Origin of the sequence: Hyalangium sp. (genome assembly GCF_035629615.1) — a bacterium.
Classification (GTDB): domain Bacteria; phylum Myxococcota; class Myxococcia; order Myxococcales; family Myxococcaceae; genus Hyalangium.
Map to the genome: position 1 here is coordinate 1 of NZ_DASPHO010000249.1, position 18,242 is coordinate 18,242.

The 18,242-nt window shown below is 70.4% G+C and carries 21 protein-coding genes; 5 read left to right on the forward strand and 16 right to left on the reverse strand.

What is annotated here, in order from left to right; all coding sequences use genetic code 11:
• The 14 genes from VD972_RS12470 to VD972_RS12535 all read right to left on the reverse strand — a co-directional run.
• On the reverse strand, nucleotides 1-366 hold a 366-nt coding region (locus VD972_RS12470), incomplete at its 3' end, for a phosphotransferase (RefSeq protein WP_324985868.1).
• A 120-nt stretch (nucleotides 367-486) separates the two neighbouring features.
• Nucleotides 487-2,214: a sigma-54-dependent transcriptional regulator gene (locus tag VD972_RS12475; protein WP_324985812.1), complete on the reverse strand. Its 1,728-nt coding sequence runs from the start codon at nucleotides 2,212-2,214 to the stop codon at nucleotides 487-489.
• A 102-nt stretch (nucleotides 2,215-2,316) separates the two neighbouring features.
• Entirely contained in the window at nucleotides 2,317-2,823 is a 507-nt protein-coding gene (locus VD972_RS12480; RefSeq protein ID WP_324985816.1) for a hypothetical protein, read from the reverse strand.
• A 23-nt stretch (nucleotides 2,824-2,846) separates the two neighbouring features.
• Nucleotides 2,847-3,911: a hypothetical protein gene (locus tag VD972_RS12485; protein ID WP_324985819.1), complete on the reverse strand. Its 1,065-nt coding sequence runs from the start codon at nucleotides 3,909-3,911 to the stop codon at nucleotides 2,847-2,849.
• Nucleotides 3,911-4,429, reverse strand: coding sequence for a phage tail protein (locus tag VD972_RS12490; protein WP_324985821.1), 519 nt, complete (start codon nucleotides 4,427-4,429; stop codon nucleotides 3,911-3,913). Before VD972_RS12490 ends, VD972_RS12485 begins: the two co-directional genes overlap by 1 nt.
• Complete coding sequence (locus tag VD972_RS12495; protein ID WP_324985824.1) at nucleotides 4,416-7,007, reverse strand: putative baseplate assembly protein; 2,592 nt, start codon at nucleotides 7,005-7,007, stop codon at nucleotides 4,416-4,418. The genes VD972_RS12490 and VD972_RS12495 overlap by 14 nt, the downstream gene beginning before the upstream one ends.
• Nucleotides 7,007-7,438 (reverse strand): GPW/gp25 family protein, encoded by a 432-nt coding sequence (locus tag VD972_RS12500; RefSeq protein WP_324985827.1) that lies wholly within the window; start codon nucleotides 7,436-7,438, stop codon nucleotides 7,007-7,009. Before VD972_RS12500 ends, VD972_RS12495 begins: the two co-directional genes overlap by 1 nt.
• Nucleotides 7,435-7,776 (reverse strand): hypothetical protein, encoded by a 342-nt coding sequence (locus VD972_RS12505; protein WP_324985830.1) that lies wholly within the window; start codon nucleotides 7,774-7,776, stop codon nucleotides 7,435-7,437. Before VD972_RS12505 ends, VD972_RS12500 begins: the two co-directional genes overlap by 4 nt.
• Nucleotides 7,777-9,294 (reverse strand): phage baseplate assembly protein V, encoded by a 1,518-nt coding sequence (locus VD972_RS12510; protein WP_324985833.1) that lies wholly within the window; start codon nucleotides 9,292-9,294, stop codon nucleotides 7,777-7,779.
• The gene (locus VD972_RS12515; protein ID WP_324985836.1) at nucleotides 9,291-10,034 is read right to left on the reverse strand and encodes a hypothetical protein; all 744 of its coding nucleotides are present in this window, start codon (nucleotides 10,032-10,034) and stop codon (nucleotides 9,291-9,293) included. The genes VD972_RS12510 and VD972_RS12515 overlap by 4 nt, the downstream gene beginning before the upstream one ends.
• 8 nt (nucleotides 10,035-10,042) lie before the next feature.
• Nucleotides 10,043-11,212: a hypothetical protein gene (locus VD972_RS12520; protein ID WP_324985838.1), complete on the reverse strand. Its 1,170-nt coding sequence runs from the start codon at nucleotides 11,210-11,212 to the stop codon at nucleotides 10,043-10,045.
• The gene (locus tag VD972_RS12525) at nucleotides 11,205-11,693 is read right to left on the reverse strand and encodes a phage tail protein (RefSeq protein ID WP_324985841.1); all 489 of its coding nucleotides are present in this window, start codon (nucleotides 11,691-11,693) and stop codon (nucleotides 11,205-11,207) included. Before VD972_RS12525 ends, VD972_RS12520 begins: the two co-directional genes overlap by 8 nt.
• Nucleotides 11,686-12,897: a phage tail sheath family protein gene (locus VD972_RS12530; RefSeq protein ID WP_324985844.1), complete on the reverse strand. Its 1,212-nt coding sequence runs from the start codon at nucleotides 12,895-12,897 to the stop codon at nucleotides 11,686-11,688. The genes VD972_RS12525 and VD972_RS12530 overlap by 8 nt, the downstream gene beginning before the upstream one ends.
• Nucleotide 12,898: 1 nt before the next feature.
• Nucleotides 12,899-13,582 carry a carboxypeptidase regulatory-like domain-containing protein gene (locus tag VD972_RS12535; RefSeq protein ID WP_324985847.1) on the reverse strand — a complete coding sequence of 228 codons (684 nt, stop codon included), beginning with the start codon at nucleotides 13,580-13,582 and terminating at the stop codon, nucleotides 12,899-12,901.
• A gap of 292 nt (nucleotides 13,583-13,874) precedes the next feature.
• On the opposite strand from VD972_RS12535, the gene VD972_RS12540 reads away from it, so the two are divergent.
• On the forward strand, nucleotides 13,875-14,516 hold the full coding sequence (locus VD972_RS12540; protein WP_324985850.1) for an autotransporter outer membrane beta-barrel domain-containing protein: 642 nt from the start codon (nucleotides 13,875-13,877) through the stop codon (nucleotides 14,514-14,516).
• A gap of 12 nt (nucleotides 14,517-14,528) precedes the next feature.
• Nucleotides 14,529-15,077: a hypothetical protein gene (locus VD972_RS12545; protein ID WP_324985853.1), complete on the forward strand. Its 549-nt coding sequence runs from the start codon at nucleotides 14,529-14,531 to the stop codon at nucleotides 15,075-15,077.
• Between the two features lie 12 nt (nucleotides 15,078-15,089).
• Here VD972_RS12545 and VD972_RS12550 read toward each other — a convergent pair whose 3' ends face one another.
• The gene (locus tag VD972_RS12550) at nucleotides 15,090-15,629 is read right to left on the reverse strand and encodes a hypothetical protein (RefSeq protein WP_324985856.1); all 540 of its coding nucleotides are present in this window, start codon (nucleotides 15,627-15,629) and stop codon (nucleotides 15,090-15,092) included.
• A gap of 177 nt (nucleotides 15,630-15,806) precedes the next feature.
• Here VD972_RS12550 and VD972_RS12555 point away from each other — a divergent pair, with 177 nt between their 5' ends.
• Nucleotides 15,807-16,295, forward strand: coding sequence for a CBS domain-containing protein (locus tag VD972_RS12555; protein WP_324985858.1), 489 nt, complete (start codon nucleotides 15,807-15,809; stop codon nucleotides 16,293-16,295).
• A gap of 50 nt (nucleotides 16,296-16,345) precedes the next feature.
• Here VD972_RS12555 and VD972_RS12560 read toward each other — a convergent pair whose 3' ends face one another.
• Nucleotides 16,346-16,909: a sterol desaturase family protein gene (locus VD972_RS12560; RefSeq protein WP_324985860.1), complete on the reverse strand. Its 564-nt coding sequence runs from the start codon at nucleotides 16,907-16,909 to the stop codon at nucleotides 16,346-16,348.
• A 202-nt stretch (nucleotides 16,910-17,111) separates the two neighbouring features.
• Here VD972_RS12560 and VD972_RS12565 point away from each other — a divergent pair, with 202 nt between their 5' ends.
• A complete protein-coding gene (locus tag VD972_RS12565) occupies nucleotides 17,112-17,741 on the forward strand; it encodes a TetR/AcrR family transcriptional regulator (RefSeq protein WP_324985863.1) in 630 nt (209 codons plus the stop codon).
• Between the two features lie 11 nt (nucleotides 17,742-17,752).
• The coding region (locus tag VD972_RS12570) for a lytic transglycosylase domain-containing protein (RefSeq protein ID WP_324985865.1) at nucleotides 17,753-18,242 on the forward strand (490 nt) is incomplete at its 3' end.

An 18,242-nucleotide genomic window follows, 5' to 3' on the forward strand; every position in this document is an offset into this window, starting at 1 on the left:
GGCGTGCGTGGCCTCCAACGCCCTGGCCACTTGCGCCAGCACCCGCAGCACCTGACGCTGGGAGCGCGGCTGCTGGGACGCCCACGCGTACAACGGCACGCCCTCTACCCAAGCCATGACGAGGTACGGATAGGGCACGTCGCCACAAGCCGCCCACTCCCCTCGATCATGAAGCCCAGGTACCTGGGGGTGGTGGATGCGCGAGAGCAGCTCGCCCTCTCGCTCGAAGCGGGGATCCCCCGGGTAGCGGGCCAGCTTCAAGGCGAAGGGCCCGGCGCTCTCCTGCCCCACCCGCTCGACGCGGTAGACGACGCCGTAGACGCCACCGCCGCCGCACCCCAGCACGCGCCAGGGGCCCACTTCCATGCCAGGAGTGAGAACGACAGGCCTCCTGGCATGCACCGGCTCCACAGGGCACCTCCTGGCGGACACCCCTGTCCACCCAGGTGCTACCCTACCTCATAGGTCATCCAGGCGCGCCACTCCTCACCCCTCGGACTCAGGCTTCAGCTGCTCGAGGAACTCATCCGGCTCGCTCCCTAGGAGCTTGTAGAGGGCCTCGACCCGCTCGAGCTCCCTGCGGAGGATCCGGTGGTGGTTCCGGTTCTTCATCGCCGCGTCGAGGCCGAACAGCCGCATGGCCTCCTCCCGGCCCACCTGCTGAAAGCCCACCCCGAGCACGAAACCTCGGAAGGCATCCGCCATGTCCAGCTCCAGCGGCGCCCCCTGGCGCCGCCGCGCCTCGTTAAAGAAGGCCAGCGCCGCGGCCCGCATGGACTTCAGCAGGTTAGGCGAGTCCGGACCCTGCTCGAAGGCCAGCGCCTGCTCGATGTGCCGCTCCTCCAGCACCAGATCGCGCGCGCCGCCATGCTCCACCATGGAGAGCGTAAGGGCTCGGCGGACGATGTTGTCGAGCTGGCGGAGGTTGCCCGGCCAGGAGCTGGTGCTCAGCCGCCGCTGGGCCTCCACCGTCAGGCGCGCCTTGCCGTCCGGGGCGCGCTCGCGGTGACGCCGGTTGGCCATGTAGTCCGCCCACAGGGGGAGCTCGTCCTGACGCGCGTCGAGCGGCGGCACGGTGATGGGCAGCACGTTGATGCGGTAGTAGAGGTCCTCCCGGAACCGCCCCTCTTCGACGGACTTCCGGAGATCCGTGTTGGTGCCGATGATGAACCGGATGTTGGCGCGCCGGTCCTTCGAGTCGTCTCCCAGCACGCGGTAGGCCCGCTCCTCGAGCACATGCAGCAAGCCCGCCTGGGCCTTGAGCGAGAGCTTGTCGATCTCATCGATGAACAAGGTCCCCCCCTCCGCGCGCGCCATGCAGCCCGCGTTGTCGCGAACCGCGTTCGTGAAGGCGCCCTTCTTCCAGCCGAAGAGCTCGGCCATCTGCAGCTCCTCGGGCACCGTCATCAGATCCAACGCCTCGAAGGCGCGCTGCCGCCGGGGGGAGCTCTGGTGGCACCAGCGCGCCAGCCGGGACTTGCCCGCTCCCGTAGGCCCGGAGATGAGCAGCGTCTCCTCCTCCTGGGCGAACACCCGGAGCATGGGGAGCATCTGCCCCATGGTGCTGCCCACCACCGGGAGGAACTCATCCACCTCCGTGGTCTTCACCGGCCGCGGCGACAGGCCCGTCAGGTAGGGGGCGGCAATATCGGCCAGCAGCTGCAGCCGCGCCTCGCAGCCCTGCCAGATGAAGGGCTGCCCCATGGCCGCCGGGCAGCTCGCCTCCAGCGACACCATTCCGTCGATGTGGCCTCCCAGGTTGCGCAGCGGCAGGACACAGACGTGAGAGGCCTCCCGCCCGAGGAAGCGCTGCTGGCTCTCCTGGCTGTTGAAGTCCTCGCCACTCTCGGCTGGAGCCGGCATCTGCTTGCGCGCCGCGTCCGAGCGGTGCGGCTGGAGCGTCCGCGTGGCGATGTCGATGGAGACGGCGCAGCGGTGCTCCTGGAGCGAGCGCCAGGCCGTCGCGGAGGCCTGGAGGGGCCCCGCCTTATCCGCCTTGCCTCCCGACAGATCCACCACCGCCAGGCCGCGGATGGCCTCTCCCGGACGCAGGTAGATGATGCCTCGCAGCAGCCGCCCTTTCCCCGCATAGGGGCTTGCGGCGAGCGCCTCCTCTACCACTTGGAGCATGCCCCGAAGCACCCCCTCGGCCGCATCCTCGAAGTACCGAGCCTCCAGCAGGGCGCTCACCAGGGGCTGTATTGCTGCGGGCATCGTTGCTCTCACCTGTGCGTTGTCGGACTCTCAGCAAAAACCTCCGATTCTGACACGGGTGTTGGGCCTGGAACAGGCTGGACTGCGCAGGAGGATGTGGGCTCATGGCCCTCCGAGCAGCCGCACTTGACAGCGTCCGGGCTGCCCCCCGCCCGTCGCGGCGTTGCGACAGGTGACGACCAGCTCGGCGCCCTCCTTCATCACATCGAGCTTCTGGGGCGCCGTCAGGAGCTCCTCCGAGATGGGGAGCCCAGGCTGGCTCTTCGGCGTGAACTCGAACGACACGCCGCCCGAGCCTGGCCCCGCGGGAGCCACCTCCACCGTACGCCCCCGCGCGCCCGCCTCCGCGATGGTGACCCGGCAGGACCTCCCCCGCTCCACGGTCAGCACGCCGTTGCTGAGCGGGCAGTCCGCCTGCAGCTCCTCCGCCTTGACCGGGCGCGGCTTGAGGAAGCGATCGCGCAGCCGCTGACGCTCCCCCTTGGACATGGAGGAGCGGCCCGCCCGGGAGTTGTCCGTGGCGCCCAGGCCCACGCCCAGCACGTACAGCGCGACGCAGAGGAAGAGCGCCAGGAGGAGCACCACGGTGAAGGGCTTGGGAGCGGGCATGGCGCGGTACCGGAGCGGGGTGGCTAGGGAATCTGCCTCTGGGGGAGGGTGAGGCTCCGGCTTGGGCCGCGGAGGAACTCCTCGTTGACCCTCGGGAGCCTGTCGCTCCGGATGCACCTCCCGGCCACGCAGGAGAAGAACCGGGGACAGATCGGGCACCTCACCGGGGCCTGCTGGCACTTGCCGGCCTGGCAGAACCCGGAGATGCAGACGCCGTTGGACGAGCAGCTCTGGCCGTTGGGCAGGAGGCAGATGTTGTTGGTATGGCACTGCGAGGGAGCCCGGCACTCGGCGCTGCTCTCGCACTTTCCATCGTCCCGCATGCACTTGCCGTCCTTGCAGTAGAGGCTGGTGCACTGCCCGTCGCCCGTGCAGGCTTCACCCGGCGCACCCAGGCACGTCTTCGTCCCCAGCAGGGAGGCGCACTTCTGCCGGGGAGGGCAGGTGTCGCCAGAGCCGCAGTTGCGTCCCAGCTCAGCCTCCTGGCACGTGCCCGCCTCGCAGTGTGCCGAGAGGCACTGTCCGTTCTCCTCGCAGCCCTTGAAGCCGAGCTCGCCCAGGCACACACCGCCCTCCTCGCTCGAGCACGCCAGGCCCTTGCCGCACGCCGCCCCCTCGCAGGGCTCGCCGAGCTCAGGGCCTCCTCGGCTCGCCAGGATGGCCACCACGCCGCCGCCGATGATGAGCACCCCCGCCGCCACCGCGACGATCCACCACGGGAATGCCTTCTTCTTCACCGGCGCCGCCTCCGGGACGGTGAAGGACACCGTGGGCCCGTCCGCGTACTGTTCATCCGGGTTGCCCACGTCCGACACCAGCAGGTGGAATGTGTAGCGGCCTGGCGGCGTCCCCGGCGGCACCTGGAACTTCACGATGAACTGCTGCGTCCCATCCTGGGCGAAGTCCCGCTCCTCTCCTCCGGAGATGCTCGCCCACTCGCGGCGGGCCTGCCCGTCCATCATCAACGTGGCGCGTGCGCGGACGGGGGCACGCAGGGCATTGGACACGGTGAAGGCCAGCTCTCCTTGCCCGTTGTGGGTCAGGCTCACCGACTCCGTGGCGGCCGTGATGTCGAAAGCGCGTGGCATCAACTTGCTCCTGGCTGAGGCAGCTGCGCGAAGTGCAGCTCGTAGGTGACGTAGGCGGGCTTCTCCAGCTCGATGATCCGCTCCAGCATGGGCCGGTGTGGCGCCAGCTCCGCCGGGGCGCGCACGCGAATGTGGAAGGGCCGGGGCAGGCCGTCCGGGCCAGGCACCCGCTCATCCAGCTCGAAGTCCTTGCGGCCCGTGGCGGTGGACAGAAACAGCAGCAGCCCGCGCGCCGTCCCCCGCCACCGCGACAGCTCCACCCCGGCGGCCACCAGCTCGCGCAGGCGCCCCAGCCCCGTCGTCACTGGCAGATCCAGATCCACCCAGCGCGCGAGGAAGGGCACGAAGCGCTCTGGCGCCCGGCGCGGATCGAAGAGCGCGTCCAGCTCCTCCAGCGTGGCCTCCGAGGGAGCGTGGAGCACGTCCATCACCCCGAGCAGCGCCATCAACGGGCTGCCCTCGCGGGAGGTCCGCTGGAAGAGGCCGGGCAGCAGCCGAAGGATCTCAGCGCTCCTCATCGTCCGTCACCACCTCCAGCTCGTGAGAGCCGGAGCACAAGAGCCAGGTGGGCGGCAGCGTCACCTTCTCGGTGAACTCCCGCGTGGAGCAGGGCTCGTACCGCTCGCTGCCCGCGGGCCGGCGGAACACCCCGCCCGGGCCTCCCGCCAGGAGCGGTGCGCCCTCGGGGGCCGTGGCCAAGGCGTAGACGGGCTGGAAGAGCCGCTCGGCCTCGCGGAGCGGCAGGCCACTGCCCACGTCCGGCCGCTGCCAGGCGGAGTTGGGGCGGCTCGCGTCCTGCCACAGCACGCCCACGCGGTGCGAGCCGGCGTACACGGTGGAGCCGGCGAAGGCGAGCGCCAGGCAGCTCCCCCCGTCCCAGCCCTTGTCGAAGGCGCGCCACCCGTCCGGTGGCTCCGCGCTGCCCAGCAGCTCGCGGCTCAGGCAGCCCTTCCCGGGATCCGAGCCGCTGGCCGCCGCCAGCCCGGCCCAGAGGAAGGAACGCGGCCCATCCCGCTGAACCTCGAGCACGCGCACATCCTGGCCGCGCAGTCCGATGGAGCGGAAGGTGCTGCCGCGGCCCCCAGCGCTGGAGAGGAAGACGCCGGTCTGTCCCATCCCCGCCACCGCGACGCTCACCCCGCCTCGCACCTCGGCCGTGGCGGCCACGGCGAAGAAGCCCAGGTCCTGGTTGTTGGGGTCCACCAGCACCTGCAGCGGTGTGGCGCCGGGCCTCATCGCCAGCTCGAAGAGGCCCACGCGCGTGGCAATGAGCAGCACGGGGGTGCCATCGCGCAGCGTCCACGCGAGATCCTCCACCGTGTCCAACGTGTGCGTGGCGCGGTCCCACGTCTCCCCGCAGTCCGTGGTGACGCGGAGCCGCGAGCGCTGCTCCTTGTCGTCGATGAGCCGGCACGCCACCGCCACGAGCCCGGCGCGGCCCGGGTGCGCCTCCACCACCTCCACCTGCTCGCCCGCGAAGCGTCCCACGGGCTCCCACCCGTCTCCCGCATTCACCGAGCGGAACAGCGTCTCGCTTCCCCCCGCATAGAACGTCCGTGGCTGGAAGCTGTCGGCGACCAGCGTGCGCACCTCCTGCGGCACCTCGTCCACGCGCAGCCGCACCCGGTCCACGAAGCTGACGCCCGGCTCGGACAGGAGGATGTCGTAGACGTGCGAGGCCCGGAGCGCCTGGCCGAAGCCCCAGCCCCCCGGCCGCAGCGCAGAGGGCAGCGGCGTGAGGGTGCGGTAGAGGCGCTCCAGGAGCCGCTGCCGCAAGGCCGTGGCGTCCTCCGCCCGGTGGGCCACCACGCGCGCCAGCACGCTCAGGACTTTGTAGCGTCCCCAGTCCACCCAGCACTCGGTGCCGAGCGGCCTGCGCTCCTCCAGCTCCTTCTGGATGCGGGCGCGCGCCTCCTCCGTCTCGTGCTGGCGCAGCGCTGTCACCGTCACCCCTTCGCCATAGCGGCCCTGCACCTCCGGCGGCAGGTGGGGCACCAGCAGCACCTCCACCGTGCCCGCGGGCGCGTGCGCCCAGATCTGCGCCAGGGTGACGGCCTTGGCGCGCGCCACCGCTCCCGAGGCCCGCAGCGCGAGCAGCTCGAAGTCCTCTGCCGTGATGGCCCGCCGCAGCGAGTGCAGTTCCTGAGGCCCGCGCACCAGCGCGTTCTCCAGCGTCTCCGCGGGCCGTCCCCCCACGGCGGGCTGAGGGTTGGTCACCTTCACCCCGGGGATGGGATCCTTGAGCACCTCCAGCGTGTTCGCGGCGACGTTGCCCGAGGCGCCTCCCCTCCGCCGGTACCAGAGCAGGATGGCGCGCCCTGCCGGGGGAATGGCCGCCAGCGCCCGAGCCTCGTCCAGCGTGCCGTCCTCTCCCGTCATGCGCGCGGCGGGAGCAAAGGTGATGGTGCCCGTCATCCGGTCCACCACGTACGCGGGCTCGTCCGGAGCCAGATAGGCGAAGTCATCCACCTCCTGCCAGATGCGGTAGGTGCGGCCCTCGTGCTTGCGTGCCGGGGCGCGGCCGTCCAGCTCACCGGCCGCCGCCTCCACGCCCACCACCAGATCCAACGAGTCTCCCGTGGGAGCGACAATGGGGGGCCGGCGCGCCCGCACCGAGAGGCCCGGCTGGCCGGTGCCCTGGCCCGCGAGCTCCGCGTCCACCTGCTCGAAGTGGTAGGCCCTCACGTCCACCTCGGTCTGCCCCGCGGGGATGCGGGCCGCGTCCGCCGTGAGGAAGACCACGGGCTCGGTGCCTGCGCTCGAGCGCGCCAGGGTGACGCGGGTGCCACGGGGAATGTCCACCGGGTGCTCGGCCGGGCGGCTCACGCTGAAGCGCAGCGCCACAGAGGCGGCTGCCGGAGGCTGGAGGCGCACGCCCAGCAGCCGGAGGAACTCCACATAGGCCTTCTCCGGCAGCCGGTTGAGCCGGTAGAGCATCGTCTCCGTCAGGTGCGCGAAGGCCTCCAGCAGCACCATGCCCGGATCATGCGGACTCAAGTCGGTCCACTCCGGGCAGGCCTGGGTGATGTGGGCCCGTGCCTGCTCCAGCAGCTGCTGGAACGTCCGATCATCCAGTTGCGGGGACGGGAGCGACATCAGCCAGGACCTCCCGCGAGCACGAAGGGATAGATGAACCGATCGCCGCGCTGGGTGGAGCGCACCCGGTACTCCACGCTGATGTCCAGCCGCCACGCCTCCTCGCGACTGCGGCCGGCGTCCACCTGGAGCAGCTGGATGCGCGGCTCCCAGCGCTCCAGCGCACGGCGCACGTAGTAGATGGCGAGCCCCGCGGTGGTGTCGTCGTTGGGCGAGAAGGCCAGCCGGTGCAGATCACAGCCGTACTCTGGCCGCATGACGCGCTCTCCCGGGAGCGTGGTCAGCAGCAGCAGCACGGCCTGACGGATGGCGGCGTGCTCCTCCACCATGTCGACGGAGCCCGTGGCGGCGATGCGCAGCCCCGCCTGCTCCTCGCCCATGTCGAGGTCCGGGTGCACGAAGCGCCAGGCGCGGTAGCGGGGCGCGTTCATCCTGCCTCCGTGACGAGCAGCTGCCCGGGAGCGTTCACCTTGTACTCGACGACTCCAGGCGGCGTGCCGTCCGTGAGCCCCCTCACCGTGTCCAGGCAGACGGGCTTCCCGTCGATCCGGATGAACGAGGAGTAGCCCTCCTTCACAGCGAGCGTGTTCGTGCAGGGCTTGATGGTGGGGCCGATGTTCGGGCACCCCGCGATGGGCCTTCCCTCCGGATCCGCCCGCACGAGCACGGGCCGCCCCTCCACGGTGACCCAGGACTGCGAGGCCACGATCCCCACCTTCCCCAGCTCATGGGCGCACACCAGCAGGGCGTCGACAGTCAGGAAGCGCATTCACCCTCTCCGGAAGTCGATGGATTGCCCGCGAATGACCACCGGCTGACCGGGGGCCTCGATGTCCAGCGGCACCTTCGAGTGGAGGCGCACGCCAGAGGGCGTCAGCTCCAGGTAGCTGCCCGTCCCATCCTCCAGGCGGAGCGTCCGGCCCTGGTCGTCGAACACGAGCTTGTGTCCCCCCGCCGTCCGCGCCGAGTAGCGGCGCACCGCGCCCCCCTCGACGCCCGAGTCCGTAGGGGCCTGCTCACCGAAGAGCCCGCCCAGCACCACGCCGCGCGCGGGATCTCCGTCCGCCAGGACGAGCAGCACCTGATCGCCCACGTCCGGCAGCATCACCAGCCCCCGGCCCGAGCCGGCCCCCAGGCTCAGCACCTGCATCCACTCTGTCTCCACACCGCCATAGGCGGGCAGCGTGGCGCGCACCCGGGCCAGCCCCTCCGGATCATCCACGCGGCTCACCACGCCCAGCGTCGCGCCCGAGGCATGCGTCCGGGCCTTGCGCTGCGGCGGCGCCGAGGACAGCTCCGAGACGAAGCCTCGCTGGACATCCAGCACATGGTTGACGGCGGTGAGCACGTACCGGCCGGCCGCAGCGGGGGTGATGCCGCGCACCTCCACCCGCGCACCTGGGCGCAGCCGCGCGTCTCCCTCCGCCAGGGCGGTGAGCACCACCTCCCGGGCAGTCCGGTGATCCAGCTCCGCCTGGGCGGCGGCCTCGGCGTGGGCATCCCCCTCCGCCAGCTCGTTGACGAGGGCGCGCTCGCCAGGGCTTCCGAGGAGCCCGGGGGGGGCCTCCACTTCCACCCTGCGTCCCTGCCGGGCCTGGGAGGTGCGGGCGGAGTGGTGCCGGGCCCGGAGCGGATCCCACCCGTCCGCGGAGACCCCGCGGCAGGCCGGATCTCCATTCACCTCCACGGTGGCCTCCAGGAGCGACTCGCCGAGCAGCAGGGGCAGGGGCTCGCCTTCGCCCTCCAGCGTCATCAACCGCAGCGCGCCCTCTCGGAGCACCAGGTACATGCCGCAGCGGTCCGCCAGCTCCGTCAAGAAGTCGAGGTCCGATTGGCCGTGCTGGACGAGCTGCCGCCAGAGCGGCCCCGGCGAGGCGGCATCCACGGAGAGTCCCAGGTCCGCCACCAGCTCCCGTGCCACATCCCCCAGCGTCACCTGAACGTGCGCCCGCACCGGCTGGCGCTTGCGCAGGCGGTGGAGCACATCGTAGCCGCGCACGCGCACCTCGCGCGGCGCACCGGCCACGTGAGCGTACTCGACCGCGGTCACCTCGCCTGTGAAGAGGGGCTCGGACTGGGCCGCGGTGGACACGCGCAGCGAGGTGCCGGGAGCAACCCCGTTGGAGGCGAGGGGCCCGCGCGGATCCTGGAAGATCAGCTCGCACAGGGTGGGCAGGGACAGCCGCTGCTGGACGCGCACCGAGCCCAGGCTTCGCAGCTCGGTGGGTGGGAGCGGTGTCCCCCCCAGCTCGATTGTCAGCGAGGGCAGGCCGCGGAAGCCGCTCATGTCCCCCCCCGCAGCGCCTGGGCCGTGGGCAACCGGAGCACCGTCCCCGCCGGGATGCGCATCGGATCGTCAATGCCGTTGAGCGCGGCGACGAGCCTCCAGAGCGAAGGATCTCCGTAGTATTGATGGGCGACCTCGTCGAGGCGCTGGCCCGTGACGGGAGGCTGTCCTGGCTCTCCCCCGGCGCCCAGCACCTCATGGGCCTCGAAAGACTCCGGCGACAGCCGCTCCTCCACCTGCTCCGCGGTGAGCCCAGCGGGCACGGGCGGAACCTCGGCGGACTCGGAGGCAGCCTCTTCGACACGCACCAGGCGCATGCGCACCCAGGAGCGCTGGGGCGCACCGGAGGGGGTGAAGTGCTCCCACCGCTCGGCGATGGAGGCGACGACGACGGGCTCATTGAGCCGCTTGCCCCAGACGATCCTCATTCGAGGAGGACGGCCAAAGCCTCCCTCCGCCACGCTGTTCTCCGCGAGCCGCCACAGCGGCTGGGTGAGATCGCGCACGTCCTCGGTCTGCACGGAGGAGCCCAGCAGGGAGACGTCGAAGAGCAGCTCCAGCAGCAGCTCCGTGGTTCCTCCGCCCGTGAAGAGGAGCGGATCCTCCGTGGGCCCTCCCCCGGCGCTTCCTCCTCCCACCGCACGCCTCGGACGAAGGCCCGCGGTGCGGCGCACCACGAGTGTCTCGGGGTTGAGGAGGGCGCCGATGCGCTCTCCACTCGGCTCCAGGAGAAAGGCCACGCGCTCCATCACTCGCCTCGCTGTTCACGGTCGAGCCGGCTCAGCCGCTCCCACTGACGCAGCAGCGCTACCGCCTCCGGCGACTCGGCGGGAGGAGGCTCGGGGAGCTCGGGCCACGGTCCACTCCGGTGGGCCTCGAAGGGCTCGGGGTCCGCGCCAGGAGGCGTCACCCGCTTCGGCTCCGCCGCCTCCGCCAGAGCCGGCCAGGAGCGCGTGATCAGCGCCTGCAGATCCTCCTGGGGCTCCTGCGCGGGAGCCCCCCTGTGCTCCCCCCTTGGCTCTTCACCCCAGGGATAGGCCACGGTGGGACGCTCGTGAGGCTCGGCAGCGGCCGTGAGCCGGTTCTCCGGACGCCAGAGACGAGGCGGAGTGGGCGTCGGCCTCCGTTCCTCGACCGGAGCGGAGGCCCGTGTCCCTTCTGGCTCCACCGGAGCGCGCGGCTCGAACCGTGGAGCGGGCGGCCGAGGCCCGGAGGCAGGGCGTGGCACCGGCGCAGGCTCTTCGCTCCGAGGAGGAACGACGGTGGAGTCCTCCCGATGCTCGGGGCGGGGCACGGGACGATCCACCAGACGCTCCACACGGGGCGACTGGAAGACCGGCGCCGGTGCCACAAGAGGAGTGGAGGTGGCGGGCTGCTCGAGCGCGGGCGCTCCGGGAGCCTCGGCCCGCTGGGCCACACGAGGTGGCGCGTGGAGCTCGCTCACGACGGGCGAGCCCTGCGGTGAAGACGATGCCCATGAAGCCTCGCCATTCCCCTCGGCGCGCTCTTGAGTGGGAGGCAGGGGCATGGGGGCCGGAGCTCCCTCCCCCGTCTGCGCCGCCCGCTGCGTCACGGGAGATGGCTGCAAGACGAGTGGCTCCGGTGAGACGGCCCGTGGAGCCACGGCCCTGTTCGCCCTGGGCCCAGGCCCGTTCTGCCCGTGCCGCCGAACGAACTCCATCCAGTCCGCAGGAGGGCCGGCCTTCAGTCCCTGGGCATCCTTCAGCCAGCCCGTGGGAGGTCCATCGAGGGAAGCAGCCTCGCGCGGGGCCTCACCCTCCCGCGGAGTCCCCTCCTCCTGCGGTGCAGGCAGGGACTCGGCGGGCTTGGCGAGCACCGCGTCCGCCCAGGCTCTCACCCGGCGTGCCAGGGTGCGCGCCAGCGAGCCTCGCCACCCTCTCTCAGAGCGCTCATCCACGGTTGATGGACTCGAAGGTGAGGACGAGCCGCGCGATGGCGACCTGGTTGCTGAGAGCGTCGAACGCGGCCACCTCCCAGTCGCAGGGCCAGCAATCCAAGAGGTTGTACCGGAGCATCTCGGTCAACCCATCCATCCCCAGCATCAGCACGGACACGTTCTTGCGCTGCGGCTGGCCGCTCATCGAGGCGAGGAACCAGTTCCACAGCTCGGGCGAGGCGGTGAAGCCATAGCTCAGCGTCAGCTGTCCCATGTTGAGCTGGCCCGCCAGCTTGCGCGTCACCGTGCCTCCGCCTCCCTCGCGGTAGGGGATGACCTTCACCTCGGCGCGCAGCCCGCCGCACTGGATGAAGTGCCCCTCTGTCACACCATCGATGAGCAGCTTGAAGTTGTAGGCCCGGAACGGATCCACCAGCGCGCCCGGCTGGTTGCCCGCATCCTGCGAGGGCGGCGGCGTCTCGGGGGCTTTTGCCTCAGCCATTCTTCACCTCCTCCAGCTCCGCGCCACCAGCGTGCTGGCCAATGCGGAAGATGATGAACTCGGCGGGCTTCACCGGCGCCAGGCCGACCAGCGCCACCACCTGCCCCGCGTCGATGCTCTCGGGCGGGTTGGTCTGCTCGTCGCACTGCACGAAGAAGGCCTCCTCCTCGGAGCGGCCCAGCAGCGCGCCGTCGCGATACAGGCGCAGCAGGAAGGCGCCCACGTCCCGGCGGATGTTGCCCCAGAGCGTCGGATTGTTCGGCTCGAACACCGTCCACCCGGTGCCCAGGGCGATGGACTCCTCCACGAAGTTGAAGAGGCGACGCACATTGAGGTACCGCCACTCGCTGTCGGCGCCCGCCACCGTGCGCGCGCCCCACACGCGGATGCCCCGGTTGGGGAAGTAGCGGATGCAGTTGACGCCGTTGGAGTTGAGCTCCGCCTGCTCCTCGGGGGTGATGTGGCGCACGAGGTTGCCCGCGCCGTACACCACCTCGTTGGCCGGCGCCTTGTGCACCCCGCGGGACACGTCGGTGCGCGCGTAGATGCCCGCCATGTGCCCGGAGGGCGGCACGTTCACCCGCTCGCCAGTCATCGGATCCACCGTGGTGATCCACGGGTAGTAGAAGGCGCCGAACCCCTGATCGGACATGCGGGGACGCAGGCCCTTCGGTGGCCTGCCCTCCGTCGCCTCCCCGGGCTTGCCCCCAGGCGCCTCCAGCAGCGCGATCCGGGTGAGCTGTGCGATGTCGTCCACGTCCTCGGGCGCATCCAGGATGGCGATGCGGTCCTTCATCTTCTCCGAGTGCGAGAGCAGCGCATCGTGGGCCGCCGAATCCGAGAAGCCAGGGGCCGCCACCATGGCCACCTCGCTCACCTCCTCGAGCACCGCCAGCCCCTCGCGCCGGCGCGTGCCGCCGGTGATGCGCGCGCTGTCTCCAATGTTGACGATGAAGCAGCGCCTCCCCCCATTCAGGAAGAAGCCATACACGGCGCGAGACAGGGCCGTGCCTGGGCTGTCCGGGCGTGTGTACTCCTTGAGGAACTGGGGCCAGCCATTGATGGCCACCGCCTCATGCAGGCGTGCGTCCACCAGGGGCGCGCGCCCCACGAAGGCCGCCGTTGTCGTCCCCACCCCCTGGATGGAGCGTGTCCCGGTGGAGACCTCCTCCACATAGACACCGGGCGTTAGATAGTTCGGCACGTCACCCCTCCTTCAACGGCATGCGGATCACCAGTTGCCCTGCCTCGGCGGTGAGCGCCTCGGCGCCCACGTGGAGCACCTCTCCCTTGGCGCGCACCTCCAATCTGCCAATGGACTGGCGGGGCGGCACGAGCGGGAACTGGAAGCAGCCGCGCGCGTCCGTCCTCGTGCTCAGCTTCAGCGCCGGCAGATCCACCAGCGCGCCAGGGATGGGCACATCCCCAGGGCCCACGACGCGGCCCAGCAGCGCCTCGTTCGGGATCAGGTGGGTGACGAGCGGGAAGCTCACGCGCCGGACGTTCGGCTCCGGACGCTCGCGCCGGACTGGGAGGCGCAGGCGGAAGGCCGGCTGGGGTGGCACGCCCAGGGCCGTCCACAGCTCCAGCGGGATGGCGGTGAGATCCACCTCGAACTCGGGCGTCTCCAGCGCCGAGAACACGAGCTCCCCCAGGAGGTGGTGCGCGCGCTCGGGAGACTCCGCGCTGACGGTCACCAGGTAACAGACGGAGAACTGCAGCGGGACTCGGCGCATGGAGCGGGCCGGTGGCGCCGAGCTCAGCTCCAGCAGGTAGAGGCTGACGCCCTGCTGCTGGGTGCTCCGCTCCGGCGCCACGAAGGAGATCGGCAGCTCACCTGACACCTCGCCTGCCCATGCCTTCAGGCGCTGGTCCACCTCGTCGATCATCCGGCCCCCTCAAGAGATCTGCGTGGGCGCCCGATCCCAGGCACGCGCACGTCGTGGCCGAGAATGTGGAGATCCTTCCACTGGGAGAAAACCTACCCCGCAGGACGAGACGTGCGTCGACACGCCAACACCGCGCTGCTCGGGGACACACAAAGCCGGAAAGGGCGTCAATCCACGCAGGCCCGGCGCCGCGCGTCCGATTTCCACAGCGCTCCGCTTCTCTTTACGCGCGTGTCCACGAATGATGGGACGTGGCCGTCCCGGCCAAACTGCCCCTATGACATCCACTCTGATGAACAGACGCGTCGCCTCTGCGGCCTTCCGCTCGGGCGCCATGCTGGCCTGTGTGTTGGCGCTCAGCACCGGCGCAGAGGCCCAGGCCCAAGACTCCACTTCCCCCCCCGAGGCCGAGGCCTCGGGAGACGCCTCGAACAAGCTCGGGCTCGGAGTGATGCTGGACGTGGGTGCGCCGGACGGCGTCGGCCTCTCCGCGGTGGTGCGGCCCGTGCGGTGGCTGCGGATCAACGCCGGCCTCACGACGAACACCCTCAGCCTGGGACTACGCGGGGGGATCAGCCTGGTGCCGCTGTCGTCCTTCGTCTCCCCCTCCCTCAACCTGGATCTCGGCCACTACTTCGACGCCAACTACAACGAGCTGGTCGACCGGTTCGGCGGCATTCCCCTCAGGAGCAGCGTGCCCATCAACGACGTGGGCTTCAACTACGGCGGCGCCAGCGTGGGCTTGGAGATGGGCAAGCCGGAGCGCTTCTCCTTCTCCCTCCGCGTCGGCCTGGCCCACGGCTCGCTCACCATCGACGATGCGGAGCGGCTCCTGCAGGACGTCACCGGAGACCCGGACATCACCGCGAAGCCGCTCGCGTTCCGCTTCACCACGCCCTCCGTCAAGCTGGGCTTCCTCCTCTACTTCTTCTGATCGAGCCGACCCATGCGCCCTTCCCTTCGCATCCTGCTCATCACCCTTCCCCTGCTCGCCACCGGCTGCGGCTCGCTCTTCTACGTCGAGGCGGAGACCGAGGAGATCTGCAAGACGCAGCGCAACGTCGAGTTCCCGGCGTCGATCCCCATCCCGGGGACTGTCTCACAGACGATCAACTTTCCCATTGGCGACGTCCGCGACACCCTGCCCCAAGGGAGCACCGAGGCGGAGCTGCGCGTGCACCTCTTCGAGGTGACGGCGCGGACGGGCAACCCGGACCTGAGCGGCGTCGAGCGGGCCAGTGTCGCCGTCCGCCTCCCGAGCCAGAGCACCCCCACAAAGCTCCTCGAGTACCGGCGTCCCGCCAACCCGCAGGCCACCCAGAAGATCACCGCCACGGGCAGCGGCATCCTGAACTTCAATGAGCTGATCCAACAGGAGAACCTGGAGCTGACGCTCGAGGCCAGCGGCACCCTGCCCCAGCGCGACTGGACGGCGGACGTGCGCGTGTGCGCGGGCCTGTGGCTGAAGGCGGACGTGCTCGATCTGATCTTCTGAGCCTGGCGCCCGCTACGGCTCGGTGGGGAGCTGGAGCGCCCCGCCGAGCACCTGGCTCTCGGCGTACCGCGCCATCGTCTGGCGCAGGTACTCCAGGTGATCCTCTTCCTCGGCCTGACGGAGCAGGAAGGCGTCCAGCGCGTCGTCGTCGTCCGCCTCCTCCGCCAGCACCGCGAGCAGATCCCACCCCGCGTTGTCCACCAGCTCCGCCGCCATCAGCGCGTGGAAGAGGTGGTGCAGCTCCACGCCGTCGCGCAGGATGACCTGCTCGATGCCACGGGCCTCCGCGGCCGCCAGCCGGGACCGCTCCGGCTCCGCGTTCACGTCCCCGCCCAGCGCCAGGATCTGCTCCTCCAGCCACTCCTGGTGCTCGGCCTCCTCGTCCCGGTAGGCCTGCATCGTGTCCAGCATCCCGCGAACCTGCGGCTCCTCAGAGGCGGCCATCAGCGACAGGACCCGGTCATAGAGCTTGACGCTGGTCCGCTCGAAGGTCCGCCGCTCGTGGAGCAAATCAATGAGCTTCTCCGGGTTCCTCTCCGCCAGCTTCTTCATGACCGGTCTCCTCCCGGCATCCACCGGGTCCGCACGCGCTCGGAGAAGCTATGCACTGGGAATACCGCAAGCGCGTCGTCTCGCGCCAGCCTGCCCCCCAACCAGACGTGCCAGGTTGTCCACGGGATGGCACTCGCCTCCGGGCGCTCTCACCTTCAGGGGAGGGAAGGAAAGCCCATGACCCACGCCATTGAGAGCTTCATGACCCGCTCCGTCCACACCATCGGGACGAAGAGCCCCCTCGCCGAGGCCCATCGGATGATGAACGACCACGGCATCCGCCACCTCCCGGTGCTCGAGGGGGGGCGGCTCGTCGGCATGGTGTCACAGCGGGATCTGCACCTCATTGAGACGCTCAAGGACGTAGACCCCAAGGAAGTCCTCGTCGAGGAGGCCATGTCTCAGGACGCCTACACCGTGGCGCCGGAGGCTCCCCTGGCCGAGGTGGCGCGGGAGATGGCGCGGCATAAGTACGGCTCGGCCGTCATCGTCCGCGGCGCCGAGGTGCTGGGCATCTTCACCACCACGGATGCACTCCTGGCGCTGGACACCGTGCTCACCGCGCCGAAGAAGGCGGTGGCTCGCAAGGCCTCCAAGTCGCGTAAGGCCGGCGCGTCGAAGACTCGGAAGGGCTCTGGGCAAGCGGCCAGGCGCTCTCGGCGCTGAGCCCCCAGCATCGCGACACCCCGCTTCTTGTCAGTGCAACCGGTGGGAACTCAAGCGGCAGGCGCGGACGGGCCCGCCTGCTCGGCACCGGCGGCCTGGGGCGGCTCGGGCTTCACGGGCTCGGACTTCACGGACTCGGGCGCCCTCGGCTGTGCACCCACGAACTCCTTCCGCGTCCCCAGGATGATGTCGAAGAAGGGGTGGGTGACGCACCAGTTCGAGTTCTGATCCCGCCCCATGTGGTGATCATAGTGCCAGGGGAGGTGCTCCTTGGCCCACGTCGCGTCGAGGTGAGCCCGCTTGTGGATCCGGTAGTAGCGCGCTGTGGAGTACCAGACGGTGGCCGTGAAGAAGGGGGCCACAGGGAAGAGCGGCAGGTGCCCCAGCACGACGGCAGCCAGCCCCACCAGCTCCTTGGACTGCGGGGACCACTGCCACCAGGGCGAGGTGTACTGGTCGTCCACCATCTCGTTGCGGCGCGATTTCTGGTGGTGCTCGTGCCAGTGGAAGCTCCAGAAGCTCTTGGGATTCTTTCCCAGCCCGTGCAGGACGTATTTGTGCAGCAGCCACTCGCCGAAGTTGCTGTAGAGCAGGCCTAGCGGGACTCCGATCATGCTCCACCTCCAATGGCGCGTCCGGCCCCTCTCCGCGCCCGCACCAAATAATGACTATTTGGTCACTTTTTTTATAGATCGCAACGAAATGAGCTCTCGACGCAACCCACACCGTCCGTCCGCCCCCACTCCACCCTCTGCATCTGCCCGAAGCCGGCCTGGCCTCCAGGGAGGCCCCCGGGAGACCAACCGGCGCGAGCGGATGAAGGCGCTCAGCGAGGCAGGCCTTCGCCTCTTCGTCGAGCGGGGGCTGGAGGGTGTGACCATTGACGACATCACCCAGGCAGCCGGCGTCGCCAAGGGCACTTTCTACCGGTACTTCGAGGATCAGACGGCGCTGGTGGATGCACTGCTGGAGCCGGCGCGGCGCGAGCTGCTCGATGGGATGGAGGCGTGCGGCCAAGCCCTGGCTGTGGCGCGAGACGTGGAGGCCATGTTCGACGCGTACCGGGCGGTGGCGGCGGTGATTGCCAGCGCGCTGCTGCAGTACCCGAACGTGGTGCGGCTCTACCTGCAGGAGTGCCGGGGCCCTGCGGTGGGGGCGCGGATCAAGATCGTCGAGATGGCGCGGCTGGTGTCGCGGCACGCGGTGGACATCACCGAGAAGGCCCACACCCACGGCCTGCTGCGCCCCATCCGTCCGGCGGTGAGCGGGCTCGCGGTGGTGGGCGCGGTGGAGCGGCTGCTGCTGGCGGTGCTCAGCGAGGAGGAGATCGGCAACCCGCTGGAGCTGCCGGACGCCCTCACCACGCTGGTGCTGGACGGCCTGCGGCTGCCTCCGGACACGGCACCGGGGCGCCGGAAGTTGGACGGGAGGCCTGGGCGCCCTTAAAGGTGAGAGCCGTGGCGCGCAAGCGGGTCAGGGTGGGTCTCCCCATTCCGGGGTGGGTGTGGCTGGGGCTGTGCGTCCTCGCGCCGCTGGTGCTGATCAACGCGTCGGTGGGCTTCTTCGGCGGCAGCGCGGTGTTCCCCCTGTCCCTGTCCTTCCTCGAGGAGAAGCTGCACGCGCTCGAGGTCTACGCACGGCACCGCCCGGCGTGCCTGCTCAGCGGACATGAGCCGCTGGAGCCGGTGATCACCGAGGCCGAGCGCCGCCACCGCCTGCCGTCCGGGTTGCTCCAGGCGCTCGTCACGGTGGAGTCCGAGAAGCGCCCGCACCGCATCTCTCCCGCGGGCGCCATGGGGCCCGGCCAGCTCATGCCAGGCACGGCGCGGATGCTGGGCGTGGAGGATCCTTTCGATCCGGGGCCCGCCATTGATGGGAGCGCGCGCTACCTCGCCGAGCAGCTCGCGCGGTTCGACGACGTGCGTCTGGCGGTGGCCGCCTACAACG

Bases quoted from the DNA above. Each gene is read 5' to 3' on its own strand.
- VD972_RS12535 (WP_324985847.1), bottom strand. From the start codon at position 13,582: ATGATCGACGAGGTGGACCAGCGCCTGAAGGCATGGGCAGGCGAGGTG.
- VD972_RS12505 (WP_324985830.1), bottom strand. From the start codon at position 7,776: ATGCGCTTCCTGACTGTCGACGCCCTGCTGGTGTGCGCCCATGAGCTG.
- VD972_RS12495 (WP_324985824.1), bottom strand. From the start codon at position 7,007: ATGTCGCTCCCGTCCCCGCAACTGGATGATCGGACGTTCCAGCAGCTG.
- VD972_RS12565 (WP_324985863.1), top strand. From the start codon at position 17,112: ATGAAGGCGCTCAGCGAGGCAGGCCTTCGCCTCTTCGTCGAGCGGGGG.
- VD972_RS12490 (WP_324985821.1), bottom strand. From the start codon at position 4,429: ATGAGGAGCGCTGAGATCCTTCGGCTGCTGCCCGGCCTCTTCCAGCGG.
- VD972_RS12550 (WP_324985856.1), bottom strand. From the start codon at position 15,629: ATGAAGAAGCTGGCGGAGAGGAACCCGGAGAAGCTCATTGATTTGCTC.
- VD972_RS12540 (WP_324985850.1), top strand. From the start codon at position 13,875: ATGAACAGACGCGTCGCCTCTGCGGCCTTCCGCTCGGGCGCCATGCTG.
- VD972_RS12545 (WP_324985853.1), top strand. From the start codon at position 14,529: ATGCGCCCTTCCCTTCGCATCCTGCTCATCACCCTTCCCCTGCTCGCC.
- VD972_RS12560 (WP_324985860.1), bottom strand. From the start codon at position 16,909: ATGATCGGAGTCCCGCTAGGCCTGCTCTACAGCAACTTCGGCGAGTGG.
- VD972_RS12480 (WP_324985816.1), bottom strand. From the start codon at position 2,823: ATGCCCGCTCCCAAGCCCTTCACCGTGGTGCTCCTCCTGGCGCTCTTC.
- VD972_RS12555 (WP_324985858.1), top strand. From the start codon at position 15,807: ATGACCCACGCCATTGAGAGCTTCATGACCCGCTCCGTCCACACCATC.
- VD972_RS12510 (WP_324985833.1), bottom strand. From the start codon at position 9,294: ATGAGCGGCTTCCGCGGCCTGCCCTCGCTGACAATCGAGCTGGGGGGG.
- VD972_RS12475 (WP_324985812.1), bottom strand. From the start codon at position 2,214: ATGCCCGCAGCAATACAGCCCCTGGTGAGCGCCCTGCTGGAGGCTCGG.
- VD972_RS12525 (WP_324985841.1), bottom strand. From the start codon at position 11,693: ATGGCTGAGGCAAAAGCCCCCGAGACGCCGCCGCCCTCGCAGGATGCG.
- VD972_RS12485 (WP_324985819.1), bottom strand. From the start codon at position 3,911: ATGCCACGCGCTTTCGACATCACGGCCGCCACGGAGTCGGTGAGCCTG.
- VD972_RS12500 (WP_324985827.1), bottom strand. From the start codon at position 7,438: ATGAACGCGCCCCGCTACCGCGCCTGGCGCTTCGTGCACCCGGACCTC.